This window comes from Streptomyces sp. RP5T, from assembly GCF_003933965.1.
In the GTDB taxonomy this organism is placed as follows: Bacteria; Actinomycetota; Actinomycetes; order Streptomycetales; family Streptomycetaceae; genus Streptomyces.
Window position 1 is genome coordinate 1 of the sequence record NZ_RSAJ01000204.1, and the last position, 13,953, is coordinate 13,953.

The following is a 13,953-nucleotide window of genomic DNA, read 5'->3' on the forward strand; positions in this document are numbered from 1 at the left end:
CAGGGTGAACTGACGCGGCATGCTTCCGGGCCTCCTCAGACAGCGATCGGGGTGTAGACGGAGTTCTTCTCGGCGCTCTCCTCCACCGCCGCGAGCACCCGCTGCACCTGAAGCCCGTCGGCGAAGGAGGGTTCGGGGCTGCGGCCCTCGGCGATCGCGTGGACGAGGTCGCGGGCCTGGTGGACGAAGGTGTGCTCGTAGCCCAGGCCGTGCCCCGGCGGCCACCACGCGTCCAGGTAGGGGTGGTCGGGCTCGGTGACCAGGATGCGGCGGAAGCCGGCGTGCGTGCCGGGTTCGGTGGCGTCGTGGTAGGCGAGTTCGTTGAGGCGTTCCAGGTCGAAGGCCAACGAGCCGTGGTCTCCGTTGAGTTCGATGCGCAGGGCGTTCTTGCGGCCGGTGGCGTACCGGGTGGCCTCGAAGGAGGCGAGGGCGCCGGAGGTGAAGCGTGCGGTGAACAGGGCCGCGTCGTCGACTGTGACCTGGCCGGTGCCGGTCCCGGAGACGGCGGACAGGCCCTTGACGGCTCCTCCGGTCAGGGGCCGTTCCCGTATGAAGGTCTCCGTCAGGGCGGACACTCCGGACAGTGGTTCTCCCGCCAGGTACTGCGCGAGGTCGATGATGTGGGCGCCGAGGTCGCCGAGCGAGCCCGAGCCCGCCTTTTCCCTGCGCAGCCGCCAGGTCAGCGGGGCCGCCGGGTCCACGAGCCAGTCCTGGAGGTAGACCACCCGGACGTGCCGCAGCCTGCCGAGCCGGCCCTCGGCCACCATCCGGCGGGCCAGAGCGGTGGCGGGCACCCTGCGGTAGTTGAAGCCGACCATCGCCAACTGGCCTCGCCGGAGGGCCTCTTCGGCGGCCCGGGTCATCTCCCGGGCCTCCTCGACGGTGTTGGCGAGGGGCTTCTCGCACAGCACGTGCTTGCCGGCGGCGAGCGCGGCGACGGCGATCTCGGCATGGCTGTCGCCGGGGGTGCAGATGTCGACGAGGTCGACGTCGTCCCGCTCGACCAGGGCCCGCCAGTCGGTCTCGGCGGCCGCCCAGCCGTGCCGGTCGGCGGCCCGGCGCACGGCGTCCGCGTCCCGTCCGCAGATCGCGGAGAGCACCGGGCGGCGGGGCAGGTCGAAGACGCGTCCGGCGGTGCGCCAGCCCTGGGAGTGGGCGGCGCCCATGAACGCGTAGCCGACCATGCCGACCCGGAGCGGCGGCGCCTCGGCCCCTTCTGACTGCTGCGGCTGTGCCATGCGCGATGTCCTCCTCGTCGTCGTGGCGCGGTGGGGGGTGCAGCCCGGTCCGTCGACGAACCGGGCTCCTGGGACCTGCCCTTGGGACCGGTCCGGCCGGGGCGCGCTGCCGCCGGCCGTCGGCCGATCCCGTGGGGCAGGTCCCGGATCGGTACGCCTCACTTGAAGCCGGTGGACATGTACTGGTCGACGTTGGTCTTGTCGACGACGGCCGAGTAGAGGGTGAGCGAGGCCGGGATCTCGAACTCGGAGAGGCCGCTGATGCCCTTGCTCTGGCCGAGGGCGCGGGCGAGGTCGATCGCTGAGGCGGCCATGGTCGGCGGGTAGAGGACGGTCGCCTTCAGGACGCCGTTGTCCTGCTTGATGGCCTGGAAGGCGGACAGGGCGCCCGCGCCGCCGACCATGAGGAAGTCGTCGCGGCCGGCCTGGTCGATGGCGCGCAGCGCGCCCACGCCCTGGTCGTCGTCGTGGTTCCACAGCGCGTCGAAGCTCGACTGGGCCTGGAGGAGCTGGGCCATCTTGGCCTGCCCGGACTCCACCGTGAACTCGGCGGCCTGGCGGGCCACTTTCCTGATGTTGGGGTAGTTCTTCAGGGCGTCGTCGAAGCCCTTGGTGCGCTGCTTGGTGAGTTCCAGGTTGTCGAGTCCGGCCAGTTCGATGACCTTGGCGTTCGACTTCCCCTTGAGCTTCTGGCCGATGTAGTGCCCGGCGTTGAGGCCCATGCCGTAGTTGTCGCCGCCGATCCAGCAGCGGTACGCCTGGGGGGTGTTGAAGATCCGGTCCAGGTTGACGACCGGGATGCCGGCGCGCATCGCCTTGAGTCCGACCTGGGTGAGGGCCTTGCCGTCCGCGGGCAGGACGACCAGGACGTCGACCTTCTTGTTGATCAGGGTCTCGATCTGGCCGATCTGCTGGGCGGTGTCGTTGGAGCCCTCGGTGATCTCCAGGGTGACGTCCGAGTACTTCTTGGCGCGGTTCTTGGCGTTGTCGTTGATGGCGTTGAGCCAGCCGTGGTCGGCCTGCGGGCCGGCGAAGCCGATGGTGACGGCCTTGCCCGGCTTGTCGTCCGCGGCCGGCTGGTCGTTCGCGGCCGGGGCCTCGTCCTTGGAGTCGTTGCTGGTGCAACCTGCGAGGAGGGCACCGGCCCCGACGGCTGCGGTTCCGAAGAGCAGTCCTCTGCGGCTCGTAAGCTCAGGCATATCCGTGAACCCTTTCCTCAGGTCGTGCTTGCGGTACGGCGCTGGACCAGCACGGCGGCGACGATGATCGCGCCCTTGGCGATCTGCTGGACGTCGCTCTGCAGGTTGTTCAGGGCGAAGATGTTGGTGATCGTGGTGAAGATGAGGACGCCGAGCACGGAGCCGGTGATGGTGCCGCGCCCCCCACTGAGCAGGGTTCCGCCGATGATGGCGGCGGCGATGGCGTCGAGCTCGTAGAGGTTGCCGTTGGTGTTCTGGCCGGAGCCGGACAGGATGATCAGCAGGAAGGCGGCGATGCCGCAGCACAGTCCGGACAGCAGGTAGAGGTAGAGGCGCTGGCGGCGGACGTCGATGCCGGCGAGCCGGGCGGCCTCGGCGTTGCCGCCGACGGCGACGGTGCGCCGGCCGAAGGTGGTGCGGTTCAGCACCAGCCAGCCGATGATCGTCACGACCGCGAAGACCATGACGAGCGGCGGTATCCCGAGGACGTAGGCGTCGCGTTCGCCCAGGTCGAGGACGGAGGGCACGGTGACGATCTGCGTCCGGCCGTCGGTGATCTGCAGGGCGAGTCCGCGGGCCGAGGCGAGCATGGCGAGGGTGGCGATGAACGGGACCATGGCGCCGTACGCGATGAGCAGCCCGTTGACCAGGCCGCAGCCGACTCCGACGATCACCGCGGTGAAGAGGATGCCCGCGAAGCCGTACTCCTGGGTGGCGACGGTGGTGGCCCACACGGAGGCGAGGGCGACGATCGCGCCGACGGAGAGGTCGATGCCGCCCGAGGTGATGACGAAGGTCATGCCGACGGTGACGACACCGATCACCGAGGCCTGGGTGAGGACGAGTTGGAGGTTGCGGGTGTCGAGGAACTCGTCGGGTTTGGTGATGCCGCCGATGAGGATCAGTACGGCCAGCACGCCGAGGAGGGAGAGGGTGCGGACGTCGGCGCGGGCGAACACGCCCCGCCAGGCCGACGGTTCGCTCGCCGGAGGCACCTTGTCGGCGCTTCCCCTGGGCGGGGACACGGGCTGCGTCATGACGCCGGACTTCCTTCCATGACGAGGTCGAGTACACGGTGTTCGTCGAGCTCGCGGGCGGGCGCCCGGTGCACGACACGGCCCTCGCGGAGCACCAGGACGCGGTCGGCGAGGCCGAGCACCTCGGGGACCTCGCTGGAGACCAGCAGCACGGCCAGTCCTTCGTCGGCCAGGCGCCGGACGACCGCGTACAGCTCGGCGCGGGCGCCGACGTCGACGCCCCGGGTGGGTTCGTCGAGCAGCAGGACACGGCAGCCGCGCAGCAGCCAGCGGGCCAGGACGGCCTTCTGCTGGTTGCCGCCGGACAGGGTGCGGATGGGCACGGAGGGGTTGTCGGGTCGCAGCGACAGTTCGCGGGTCGCCGCCCGGGCGGCGCCGCGTTCGGCGCCCCGGTCGATCCAACCGGCCCGGGAGAAGCGGGACATGGAGGAGACGGACACGTTGCGGGTGACCGACTCCAGCATGAGCAGGGCCTGCGCCTTGCGCTCCTCGGGGGCGAGCCCGATGCCGGCACGGACGGCCGCGCGGACACTGCCGGGCTTCAACGCCTTTCCGTCCACAGCGACTTGTCCGGCGGTGGGCTTGCGGGCGCCGTAGATCGTCTCCAGGATCTCGGAGCGCCCCGAGCCGACCAGTCCGGCCAGGCCGACGATCTCACCGGGGTGGATCAGCAGGTCGAGGGGCTCGAACTCGCCCTGGCGGGACAGTCCTTGGACCTCCAGCAGTGGCTCGCCCCGGTCCTTCGCGTCGGCGGGCGGCCGCTCCGGGAAGACGTACTCGACGTTGCGGCCGGTCATCAGCGCCACGATCTCGCGCGTCGGCGTCGACTTGGCGGGCAGTCCGACGGCGACGGCCCGGCCGTCCTTGAGGACCGTCACCCGGTCGCCGATCCGCCGGATCTCCTCCAGGCGGTGGGAGATGTAGACGACGGCGACGCCCTCCGCGGTGAGGTCGCCGACGATCCGGAAGAGGTTGTCGACCTCGTCCGGGTCGAGGGCGGCGGACGGCTCGTCCATCACGATGAGCCGCACGTCGTGGGAGAGGGCCCGCGCCATGGACACGATCTGCTGCTGTGCCGCCGACAACTCCCCCACCAGGCGCGCCGGATCGATCTCCGGGTGCCCGAGTCGCCGTAGCAGGGCGGCGGTCGCCTGCCGGGCCGCCTTGCCCCGTACGACGAACCCCGCCGTGGTGGGTTCATGGCCCAGGTGGACGTTCTCGGCCACGGACAGGTGCTCCACCAGGTCGAGTTCCTGGTAGATGGTGGCGATGCCGAGGCGCATGGCCGCGATCGGCGAGCGGAGGGAGACCTCCTCGCCGCGCCAGCGCAGGCGGCCGGTGTCGGGCTGGTGGGCGCCGGCCAGCACTTTGATGAGCGTGGACTTCCCGGCCCCGTTCTGGCCGAGCAGACAGTGCACCTCACCGGCCTGGACGTCGAGGTCGACGCCGTCGAGGGCCCGGACTCCGGGGAACGACTTGGTGATGCCTGACATGCTGAGCAGCGTTGGTTCTGGTGCCATGAGGTCCCCTTGGCGGGCGTGCGGCCGGTTTCAGGGCAGGGCTGAGCAGAGCGCTGTGCGGGTGAGCCGTGGGAGGACGGGTGCCTACGCGGGTGAGAACAGGTGGTCGCTGATGAGCCGGGCCGCGCCGATGACTCCGGCGGTGGGGCCCAACTCGCCCAGCACGATGGGCAGGTTGCCGGTCGCCAGCGGCAGCGACTGGCGGTAGACCTGGGTGCGGATCGCGGCGAGCAGGGTGTGGCCGAGGCCGGTCACCCCGCCGCCGATCACCACCAGGCCCGGGTTGAAGAAGGAGACCAGTCCGGCGATGACCTGGCCGGTCCGGTTGCCGCCCTCACGGATCAGGTCGAGGGCGGTGGCGTCCCCGGCGGCCGCGGCGGCGGCGACGTCGACGGCCGTCAGTTCGCCGTTCGCCTCGAACCGGGAGGCGAGTTCCTCCGAGCGTCCCTGCTCGACCGCCTCCACGGCGTCCCGGGCGAGGGCCGCCCCGCTGAAGTGGGCTTCCAGACAGCCCCGGTTGCCGCAGGCGCACGGGTGGCCGTCGGGCACGGCCTGGATGTGCCCGATGTCGCCCGCGCTGCCCGTCACCCCGCGGTGGACCTCACCGCCGGCGACGATGCCGCAGCCGATGCCGGTGCCGATCTTGACGCAGAGGAAGTCGCCCACGGAACGGGCCACGCCCGCGTGCATCTCCCCCATCGCCATCAGGTTCACGTCGTTGTCGACCATGACCGGGCAGCCGAGTTCCTGGCTGAGCGCCTCCCGCACGGGGAAGCCGTCCCAGCCCGGCATGATCGGTGGGGCCACCGGTACGCCCTCGGGGAAGCGGACCGGTCCCGGGACGCCGATGCCGGCGCCGTCGAAGCCCTCCGCGAGTCCCGAGGCCCGCAACTTGGCGGCCATGGACAGGACTTGCTCGAAGACCGCGACCGGGCCCTCGCGGACGTCCATGGGCTGGTTGAGATGTCCGAGGATCTCCAGTTCGGCGTTGGTGACGGCGACGTCGACCGAGGTCGCGCCGATGTCCACGCCGAGGAAACGCAGGTTGGGGGCGAGCCGGATGTTGTGGGAGCGGCGGCCGCCGCGGGAGGCGGCGAGTCCGTCGGCCACGATCAGACCCGTCTCCAGCAGCCGGTCCACCTCCACGGCCAGCTTGGACCGTGACAGGTCGACCTGATCGCCCAGTTGCGCACGGGAGTTGGGTCCTGTGTCACGCAGCAGCTTGAGCAGCTTGGCCTGATGCGCGTTCGCGGGACGTGCCGTCATGCGTCTCACGTGCCCCTCCCCGCCTCATTCGGCCACTGTCTGCCGGGCTTTCGAGGGGAACGTAGCAGCGGCTGTCCCACCTGGGAAGAAGCTGTGCGCAGATTGATGCCGACTTTCCCCACTCCCAGGACAAAGACGGGGGCCCTGTTGACCCGTCTACGGCCGCTGACGCGCGTGATACGACGTCCGTGTGTGTTCCGTGTGCTCGCGCATCAGCCGTGTGGCGCGCTGCTCGTCGCGGTCGGCGATCGCGGCGATCAGTTCACGATGCTCGACCCACGACTGCCGGCCACGCTGACGAGCCACCGGCGTGTAATACCAGCGCACCCGGCGATCCACCTGCCCCGCCAACTCCGCAAGCACCGCGTTGCCCGCCAACTCCATCACCTTCGCATGCAACCGCGCGTTCAACGCGACCGCGGCATCCACGTCGTCCGCCGCCACCGCACGCTCCCCCTGCACACACAAGTCCTCAAGCGCCGCGACACCCGCACTGCCCGCATTCGCCGCCGCCAGCCGGGCCGCCTCCGCCTCCAACAACGTCCGCACCGTCAACAGCTGATCCGCCTCCTCGTCCGTCGGCTCATGCACGAACGCACCCTGCGCCGGACGCAAATCCACCCACCCCTCGGTGTTCAACCGCTGCAAAGCCTCCCGCACCGGCTGCCGCGACACCCCCAAATGCCCCGCCAGCTCACTCTCCACCAAATGCTGACCAGGCTGCAGAGCACGCGTAGTGATCAACTCCAGCAACGCACCGTACACACGATCACGCAGCGGACCGGGACGCTCCAACTTCGGCACGGATCCCTGCGGCAGACCTGTCGACAACATCGCGGCCCCCTCCTCGGCGGCGGACATCCCCGGACACCCTGTGACTGGTTGCCTTTTGTCTACAGTCTACTGCGCACAGGAGCCAGGCACACCGTGCGTCGGCCTCGTCACCTCGCGGGCGTCACGGGCAGTGGACGACCTGACCGGCGTAGGACAGGTTCCCGCCGAACCCGAACAGCAGCACCGGATCCCCGGTCGAGATCACGCCCTGTTCGACCAGCTTGGAGAAGGCGAGAGGGATGCTGGCCGCCGAGGTGTTCCCGGACTCCGTGACATCACGGGCCACCACGGCGTTGACCGCGCCGATCTTCTGCGCGAGCGGCTCGATGATCCGCAGGTTCGCCTGGTGGAGCACGACCGCGGCGAGGTCCGCCGGGGTGAGTCCCGCGCGCTCGCAGGCCTGCCGGGCCAGCGCAGGAAGCTTCGTGGTCGCCCAGCGGTAGACGCTCTGCCCCTCCTGGGCGAACCGCGCCGGCTCGCCCTCGATCCGCACGGCGTGCCCCATCTCGGGCACCGACCCCCACAGCACCGGCGAGATACCGGGGACCTCGGCCCCCTCGACGACCGCCGCGCCGGCCCCGTCGCCGACGAGCACACAGGTGGTGCGGTCGCTCCAGTCGGTCACCGCGGACATCTTGTCGGCGCCGATCACCAGCGCCCGGGTCGCCGCCCCCGCCCGGACGGTGTGGTCGGCGGTGGCCAGCGCGTGGGTGAAGCCGGCGCACACCACGTTGACGTCCATCGCGGCGGGCGAGGGGATGCCGAGCCGGGCGGCGACCCGGGCGGCCATGTTCGGGGAGCGGTCGACGGCGGTCGAGGTGGCGACCAGGACCAGGTCGATGTCGGCCGGGGTGAGCCCGGCCGAGGCCAGCGCCTTGGCGGCGGCGTGCGAGGCGAGCTCGTCGACCGGTTCGTCGGGACCGGCGATGTGGCGGGTCCGGATGCCCACCCGGGACCTGATCCACTCGTCGCTGGTGTCGACCAGGCCCGCCAGGTCCTCGTTGGTGAGCACCTTGGCGGGCTGGTAGTGGCCGACTGCGGCGATCCGCGAGCCGTTCATGGAGGGTCCCCCTCGTTGCCTTGGGTAGCGGGATCCACCAGTCTGATCAGTGACTCACGGGTACGCGGGCACGTAAGGCCACAGGAAACGGGCGCCCTGGTTGTCGGCTTCCCTCACCCCTTCGGACGCCCGAACACCTGCCGAACAGTTACTTGGTGAACAACTGCGTCGCCTTCTGCACGAGCTCGTAGAGCCCGTAGGCAAGCGGTGCGCCCACCCACACCCAGGCCAGGGCGATGAGCGGTCGCCGGTCAGGCGGACTCTGACTGCTGTCGGGCTGTGACATCGGCGGCCTCCCTCGGTGCGGGAATGTGATGACGGGCACTGACGGGGCGGACCAGCTCGTTGGCGACGAACCCGACGACGAGCAATCCGATCATGATCACGAAGGACATCCCGTAGAGGGCGGAGCCGCTCTTGCCCGCCTCCTCCTGGCGGTCGGCGATCCAGTTCACGATCAGCGGGCCGAGGACACCGGCCGTGGACCAGGCGGTGAGCAGCCGGCCGTGGATGGCGCCGACCTGGTAGGTCCCGAAGAGGTCCTTCAGATAGGCGGGGATCGTCGCGAAGCCGCCGCCGTAGAAGGAGAGGATCACCAGCGCGCACAGGACGAACAGCAGCTTCGAGGAGTCGCCGAACAGGGCGATCAGCCCGTACATCACCGCTCCCACGCCCAGGTAGACGCGGTAGATGTTCTTCCGTCCGATCAGGTCGGACGTCGAGGACCACCCGATGCGCCCGGCCATGTTTGCCGCCGACAGCAGCGCGACGAAACCGGCCGCGGCCGACACCGAGACCGGGGTCGAGGTCTCCTTGAAGAAGTCGGTGATCATCGGGGCGGCCTTCTCCAGGATGCCGATGCCCGCGGTGACGTTCATGCAGAGCACGATCCACAGACACCAGAACTGGGGTGTGCGCACCGCGCCCCGTGCCGAGACCTGCGGGCCGTCGAAGGCGCTGGGCGCGTTCTCGACCGGCTTCTCGCTGCGCGGCACGCGCACCAGCAGGACCCCGAGGAGCATGAAGACGGCGTACGACAGCCCGTGCACGAGGAACGCGAGGGCGATCCCGGAGCTGTCGGAGCCGAAGGACTCCAGCATCTGCGCCGACCAGGGCGAGGCGATGAGCGCGCCGCCGCCGAAGCCCATGATGGCGATGCCGGTGGCCATTCCGGGCCGGTCGGGGAACCACTTGATCAGGGTGGACACCGGCGAGATGTAACCGATGCCGAGGCCGGTGCCGCCGACGAAGCCGTAGCCGAGGACGATCAGCCAGTACTGCTCGGTGGCCGCCCCCAGAGCGGAGAGCAGGAAACCGGACGAGAAGCAGATCAGCGCCACCGTCATCGCCCAGCGCGGCCCGTTGCGCTCGACCAGCGTGCCGCCGAACGCGGCGGACAGGCCGAGCATCACGATGCCGAGCTGGAAGGGCAGTGCGCTCTGCGTGCCGCTGAGGCCGAGCGCGGACTCGAGCGGCGGCTTGAACACGGACCAGGCATACGCCTGTCCGATGGAGAGATGGACCGAGAGAGCGGCCGGGGGGACGAGCCAGCGGCTCCAGCCCGGGGGCGCGACAGGGGGACTCATGATCCCGAACGGTAGGAAGAAACAGGTGGGTTGAGAAGGCGACGCGTCGACCGTATGCGATGAGCGGTATCCGGGACGCGACGAACGGTCGTACCGGCCGGTTTCGGGCTGAGCGCTGCGTGCTCTTGCCGGACCACAAAGCATACTGTAGACAGTATTCGTCAGAGGTGGTTTCGGGGTCACGTTCCGGGTGAAGGACAATGGATCTGCAGCAAGGGCCGTTCGGCTACCAGCTCGTACAGAACCGGGACTGAGGCACACATGGGACGAGTCACGGAACGACGCAAGGTGATCCGCATCCGCGACGGGGCCGTCTCCTCCCGCCCCGACACCCTGGTCGCCGAGGAACCACTGGAGATCCGGCTCAACGGCAAACCCCTCGCCATCACCATGCGCACCCCCGGTGACGACTTCGCCCTCGCGGCCGGCTTCCTCGTCAGCGAGGGCGTCCTGGCTCGCCGGAGCGATCTGCAGAACATCGTCTACTGCGCCGGGGCCACCGCCGACGGCTCCAACACCTACAACGTCGTCGACGTCACCACCGCCCCGGGCGTGACCGTCCCCGACATCACGCTCGAACGCAACGTCTACACCACCTCCTCCTGCGGCCTGTGCGGCAAAGCCAGCCTGGACGCCGTCCGCACCACCACCCGCTGGCCCATCGATGACGCTCCCCCACTGCGCATCGATCCCGACCTGCTGGCCGACCTCCCCGACCGGCTCCGCGCGGCCCAACGCGTCTTCGACCGCACCGGTGGCCTGCACGCCGCCGCCCTCTTCACCGACACCGGCGACCTGCTCGACATCCGCGAGGACGTCGGCCGCCACAACGCCGTCGACAAACTCATCGGCCGGGCCCTCCAACACGGCGACCTCCCGCTCAGCCGCGTGATCCTCCTCGTCTCCGGCCGCGCCTCCTTCGAACTCGCCCAGAAGGCCGTCATGGCCGGCATCCCCGTCCTCGCCGCCGTCTCCGCCCCCTCCTCCCTCGCCGTCGACCTCGCCGCCGAGACCGGCCTCACCCTCGTCGGCTTCCTCCGCGGCCACTCGATGAACGTGTACGCGGGAGAACACCGACTCGCCCTGGAGGCGACGGCCGCCCAGACCTGACCGGCACTCCGGGGCCCGAGTGGTCAGCCCGCCACGAAGCGCACCTGATTTACCGTCACCAGCGCTCCAGACAGGGGAAGTCGAGAAGCGCACGAGCACGACGGGTGCGCCACCGCGCGGAAGGCCGAGGTCAACTCCTGTACCACAGCCAGGACTTCGTTGCCCTTGCGGGCACCAGGGGCAGCGTGACGTTCCGGTCCATCCGATCGACGAGTACGAGGGCGCTGGTCAGGGGGCGCGAGAGGCCCGGGCACGACCCAACGCCCTCCGCCGTCAGCCCTCCGTGCCGGAGATCCGGGTCAACAGGCTCATGAACTGCGCGCGTTCGGCCGTGGAGAGAGGGGCGAGCAGCTCGTCGTTGGCCCGGCGGGCGGCCTTCTCGCAGCGTTTCAGCAGCCGGGCCCCCTCGTCCGTGAGGGTGACCGCGTTCTTGCGGCGGTCCGCGGGGTCGGGCGTGCGCAGGACGAGACCGGTGGACTGGAGGTCGTTCAGGATGCCGACCAGGTCCTTGGGGTCGAGACCCACCGCGCGGCCGAGGTCGGCCTGGGCGACGGGGGCGAGGTCGCGAGCGGCGGAGAGCACCACGTGGTGCCACATCTTCATGCCCTCGGTGGCCAGCGCCTCGGCGACCAGGGCCCGTCCGCGGGCGGCGGCGCGCCCGAGGAGCCAGCTGGGGAGGGAGCGGATCGCGGGGAGGGGTGCTTCGGCCATGCGGCCAGCCTAGCCACACGTCAGGGGGCGTCCCCACGATCCGATCCGTCGGGCGACCGGACCGCCGAATTCATTGGGCTCCCCAACGACTCTCCCTCTATCGTTGGGAGCTCCAATGAATTGTCGGGAGGTCGTTCCATGCGTCGCGTCCGGTACGAGTCCACGGGTGGTCCGCTGTTCCTGGAGGAGGTGCCGGTCCCCGAGCCGGGCCCGGGTGAGCTTCTCGTGCGCTGCGAGGCGGTCGGCGTCACGCTGCCCGTGGTGCGCAAGGTGACCGAGGCCGCGCGGCCGGTGCCGCTCGGCGGCGAGCTCGCCGGTGAGGTGGTGTCCGTCGGCACCGGAGTCACCCGCTTCCGGTCCGGTGAACGGGTCACGGGGCTGTGCTTCGGCCACGGCTACGCCGACTTCGCGCTGCTGCACGAGTCCATGGCCTCGCCGGTCCCCGACGGCGCGTCGGCCGTCGACGCGGTCGCGCTGGTCCGCAGCGGGCTCGTGGCGCTCGGCGCGCTGGAGGCGGCCCGCGCCGAACCCGGAGAGGCGGCGCTGATCACGGCCGCGGCGAGCGGGGTCGGCCACCTCGCCGTGCAGCTCGCGCGGAGCCGGGGCGCCTCCCGGGTGGTGGGCGCGGTGTCCGACCCGGCCAAGGAGGAGTTCGTGCGCTCGCTGGGCGCGGACACCACCGTCCTTTACACGGAAGGAGATTGGGGGGAACCCGTCGACTACGCCCTCGACGCGGTCGGCGGTGAGCTGCTGACCCCGGCGCTCGCCGCCCTGGCCCCGGGCGGGCGGCTGGTGGCGTACAGCTCGGGCGGCGGGACGATCCGGGCGTACGACCTTCTCGTCGGCGCCAAGTCCGTGACCGGTTTCCAGATGGCCCGGATCGCCCGCGAGCGACCGGAGTTGTACGAGCGGTGGCGCAACGAGCTGTGGGCGAAGTTCCTGGACGGCACCCTGCGGCCCGTCGTGCACGGGGAGTTCGCGCTGGAGGACGCGGCGAAGGCGCACGAGGTGATCGAGGCGCGGCGCAACCTCGGGAAGGTCGTACTCCATCCGTGAGGGGACACGCGCGGGGTTCTTGTGAGGGAAGGGGCGCGGAACTACCGTCCGTGACCCCAGGTCACATTTCCGGATGAACCGGATGTACGGACAACCGAAAGGGCGCCCGTGACGTCGAGTCGCGCACGTCTGAGATCCTCCCTGACCGCCGTGTCCGCCACCGCCGCCCTGCTCGCCCTGCCGGGTACCGCGCACGCCCGGCCCTCCTTCCTGTCCCCGGGCTTCGAGCAGCAGATCCTCTTCAGGGCCGACCGGGATCCCGGCTACGCCTGCTTCCGCATCCCGGCGATCGTCCGGACGACCGGTGGCACCCTGCTCGCCTTTGCCGAGGGCCGGGTCCTCAACTGCGGGGACGCCACCGACATCGACATCGTCCTCAAGCGGTCCACGGACGGCGGCCGCACCTGGGGTCCCCTCCAGGTGGTCGACGAGGGCGGGGGCGACACCCACGGCAACCCGGCCCCGGTGGTGGACCGAGAGACGGGCCGCGTCCTGCTGGCCGAGACGTACAACACGGGCCGTGCGGACAGCGGGAACTGCCGGGCACCCTGCGACCGCACCCCGCACCTGCGGTACAGCGACGACGAGGGCCGCACCTGGTCCGCGCCGCGCGACCTGAGCGACGAGCTCCTGAGCCCACCCCGGAACTCCTGGTACGCCACCGGCCCCGTGCACGGCATCCAGCTCGCCCACGGCCCGCACGCCGGGCGGCTGGTGTTCGGTGTCAACGCCGAGACCTGGGACGGCAGTCGGATGAGCGCGAACCACGCGGCGCTGGTGGTGAGCGACGACGGCGGCGAGCACTGGCGGGTCGGCGCCAAGGACTCATGGCCGGTCGCCGCCGACGGCACCTTCCGGCAGAAGCCCTCCGAGGTCACGGTCACCGAGCGCGCCGACGGCTCGGTCCTCGTCAGCGGACGTGAGCAGGACGGTACCGACCTCGGTCACCGCACCCAGGCCGTCAGTCCCGACGGCGGCGACAGCTTCGCCGCCCCGTTCCGGGCCGTCCCGGACCTGTACGCGCCGCAGGTCCAGTGCGCCACCCTCGGCCTCGGCGAGCGTCTGCTGCTGTCCTGTCCGGCGGACCCGGACCGCCGTCGCACGATGACGATCCGCTCCTCCTACGACGGCGGCCGCACCTGGGACACCCCCGACCGCGCCACGGTCGTCACCGACGACTGGTCCGGCTACTCCGACATGGCCCCCGTCGACGAGGACACGGTGGGTCTGCTGTACGAGGGCGGGACCGCCGACGCGCGCGACGAGATCCGCTTCGCCCGCTTCACCGAGGACTCGCTGGCCCCGCGCCGTGGCCCCGACCCGACCACCCCCGACC

The 13,953-nt window shown here is 70.8% G+C and carries 13 protein-coding genes; 3 read left to right on the forward strand and 10 right to left on the reverse strand.

The window, feature by feature from the left end; translation table 11 throughout:
• Nucleotides 1-35: 35 nt before the first annotated feature.
• The 9 genes from EHS43_RS21595 to EHS43_RS21630 form a co-directional block, all read right to left on the reverse strand.
• Nucleotides 36-1,238 (reverse strand): Gfo/Idh/MocA family protein, encoded by a 1,203-nt coding sequence (locus EHS43_RS21595; protein WP_125192416.1) that lies wholly within the window; start codon nucleotides 1,236-1,238, stop codon nucleotides 36-38.
• Nucleotides 1,239-1,396: 158 nt separating this feature from the next.
• A complete protein-coding gene (locus tag EHS43_RS21600; protein WP_125192417.1) occupies nucleotides 1,397-2,437 on the reverse strand; it encodes a substrate-binding domain-containing protein in 1,041 nt (346 codons plus the stop codon).
• 17 nt (nucleotides 2,438-2,454) lie between these two features.
• Complete coding sequence (locus tag EHS43_RS21605) at nucleotides 2,455-3,474, reverse strand: ABC transporter permease (RefSeq protein ID WP_125192418.1); 1,020 nt, start codon at nucleotides 3,472-3,474, stop codon at nucleotides 2,455-2,457.
• Complete coding sequence (locus tag EHS43_RS21610) at nucleotides 3,471-4,994, reverse strand: sugar ABC transporter ATP-binding protein (RefSeq protein ID WP_125192419.1); 1,524 nt, start codon at nucleotides 4,992-4,994, stop codon at nucleotides 3,471-3,473. The genes EHS43_RS21605 and EHS43_RS21610 overlap by 4 nt, the downstream gene beginning before the upstream one ends.
• Nucleotides 4,995-5,078: 84 nt before the next feature.
• Nucleotides 5,079-6,260, reverse strand: coding sequence for an ROK family transcriptional regulator (locus tag EHS43_RS21615; protein ID WP_125192420.1), 1,182 nt, complete (start codon nucleotides 6,258-6,260; stop codon nucleotides 5,079-5,081).
• Nucleotides 6,261-6,416: 156 nt separating this feature from the next.
• On the reverse strand, nucleotides 6,417-7,094 hold the full coding sequence (locus tag EHS43_RS21620) for a GntR family transcriptional regulator (protein WP_125192426.1): 678 nt from the start codon (nucleotides 7,092-7,094) through the stop codon (nucleotides 6,417-6,419).
• Between the two features lie 121 nt (nucleotides 7,095-7,215).
• Nucleotides 7,216-8,154, reverse strand: coding sequence for a beta-ketoacyl-ACP synthase III (locus EHS43_RS21625; RefSeq protein WP_125192421.1), 939 nt, complete (start codon nucleotides 8,152-8,154; stop codon nucleotides 7,216-7,218).
• 148 nt (nucleotides 8,155-8,302) lie between these two features.
• On the reverse strand, nucleotides 8,303-8,440 hold the full coding sequence (locus tag EHS43_RS46555; RefSeq protein WP_167364525.1) for a hypothetical protein: 138 nt from the start codon (nucleotides 8,438-8,440) through the stop codon (nucleotides 8,303-8,305).
• Nucleotides 8,406-9,740 carry an OFA family MFS transporter gene (locus EHS43_RS21630; RefSeq protein ID WP_125192422.1) on the reverse strand — a complete coding sequence of 445 codons (1,335 nt, stop codon included), beginning with the start codon at nucleotides 9,738-9,740 and terminating at the stop codon, nucleotides 8,406-8,408. The genes EHS43_RS46555 and EHS43_RS21630 overlap by 35 nt, the downstream gene beginning before the upstream one ends.
• A gap of 261 nt (nucleotides 9,741-10,001) precedes the next feature.
• On the opposite strand from EHS43_RS21630, the gene fdhD reads away from it, so the two are divergent.
• The gene (gene fdhD, locus EHS43_RS21635; protein WP_125192423.1) at nucleotides 10,002-10,850 is read left to right on the forward strand and encodes a formate dehydrogenase accessory sulfurtransferase FdhD; all 849 of its coding nucleotides are present in this window, start codon (nucleotides 10,002-10,004) and stop codon (nucleotides 10,848-10,850) included.
• A 273-nt stretch (nucleotides 10,851-11,123) separates the two neighbouring features.
• On the opposite strand, the gene EHS43_RS21640 is transcribed toward fdhD, so the two are convergent.
• On the reverse strand, nucleotides 11,124-11,561 hold the full coding sequence (locus EHS43_RS21640; protein WP_125192424.1) for a MarR family winged helix-turn-helix transcriptional regulator: 438 nt from the start codon (nucleotides 11,559-11,561) through the stop codon (nucleotides 11,124-11,126).
• Between the two features lie 138 nt (nucleotides 11,562-11,699).
• On the opposite strand from EHS43_RS21640, the gene EHS43_RS21645 reads away from it, so the two are divergent.
• Together EHS43_RS21645 and EHS43_RS21650 are read left to right on the forward strand one after the other, a co-directional pair.
• Nucleotides 11,700-12,617, forward strand: coding sequence for a zinc-binding dehydrogenase (locus EHS43_RS21645; RefSeq protein WP_125192425.1), 918 nt, complete (start codon nucleotides 11,700-11,702; stop codon nucleotides 12,615-12,617).
• A 150-nt stretch (nucleotides 12,618-12,767) separates the two neighbouring features.
• The coding region (locus EHS43_RS21650) for an exo-alpha-sialidase (RefSeq protein WP_260470641.1) at nucleotides 12,768-13,953 on the forward strand (1,186 nt) is incomplete at its 3' end.

Excerpts from the sequence above, each read along its gene's own strand:
- EHS43_RS21600 (WP_125192417.1), bottom strand. The coding sequence starts at position 2,437 with ATGCCTGAGCTTACGAGCCGCAGAGGACTGCTCTTCGGAACCGCAGCC.
- EHS43_RS21630 (WP_125192422.1), bottom strand. The coding sequence starts at position 9,740 with ATGAGTCCCCCTGTCGCGCCCCCGGGCTGGAGCCGCTGGCTCGTCCCC.
- EHS43_RS46555 (WP_167364525.1), bottom strand. The coding sequence starts at position 8,440 with ATGTCACAGCCCGACAGCAGTCAGAGTCCGCCTGACCGGCGACCGCTC.
- EHS43_RS21605 (WP_125192418.1), bottom strand. The coding sequence starts at position 3,474 with ATGACGCAGCCCGTGTCCCCGCCCAGGGGAAGCGCCGACAAGGTGCCT.
- EHS43_RS21640 (WP_125192424.1), bottom strand. The coding sequence starts at position 11,561 with ATGGCCGAAGCACCCCTCCCCGCGATCCGCTCCCTCCCCAGCTGGCTC.
- fdhD (WP_125192423.1), top strand. The coding sequence starts at position 10,002 with ATGGGACGAGTCACGGAACGACGCAAGGTGATCCGCATCCGCGACGGG.
- EHS43_RS21595 (WP_125192416.1), bottom strand. The coding sequence starts at position 1,238 with ATGGCACAGCCGCAGCAGTCAGAAGGGGCCGAGGCGCCGCCGCTCCGG.
- EHS43_RS21645 (WP_125192425.1), top strand. The coding sequence starts at position 11,700 with ATGCGTCGCGTCCGGTACGAGTCCACGGGTGGTCCGCTGTTCCTGGAG.
- EHS43_RS21615 (WP_125192420.1), bottom strand. The coding sequence starts at position 6,260 with ATGACGGCACGTCCCGCGAACGCGCATCAGGCCAAGCTGCTCAAGCTG.
- EHS43_RS21625 (WP_125192421.1), bottom strand. The coding sequence starts at position 8,154 with ATGAACGGCTCGCGGATCGCCGCAGTCGGCCACTACCAGCCCGCCAAG.
- EHS43_RS21610 (WP_125192419.1), bottom strand. The coding sequence starts at position 4,994 with ATGGCACCAGAACCAACGCTGCTCAGCATGTCAGGCATCACCAAGTCG.
- EHS43_RS21620 (WP_125192426.1), bottom strand. The coding sequence starts at position 7,094 with ATGTTGTCGACAGGTCTGCCGCAGGGATCCGTGCCGAAGTTGGAGCGT.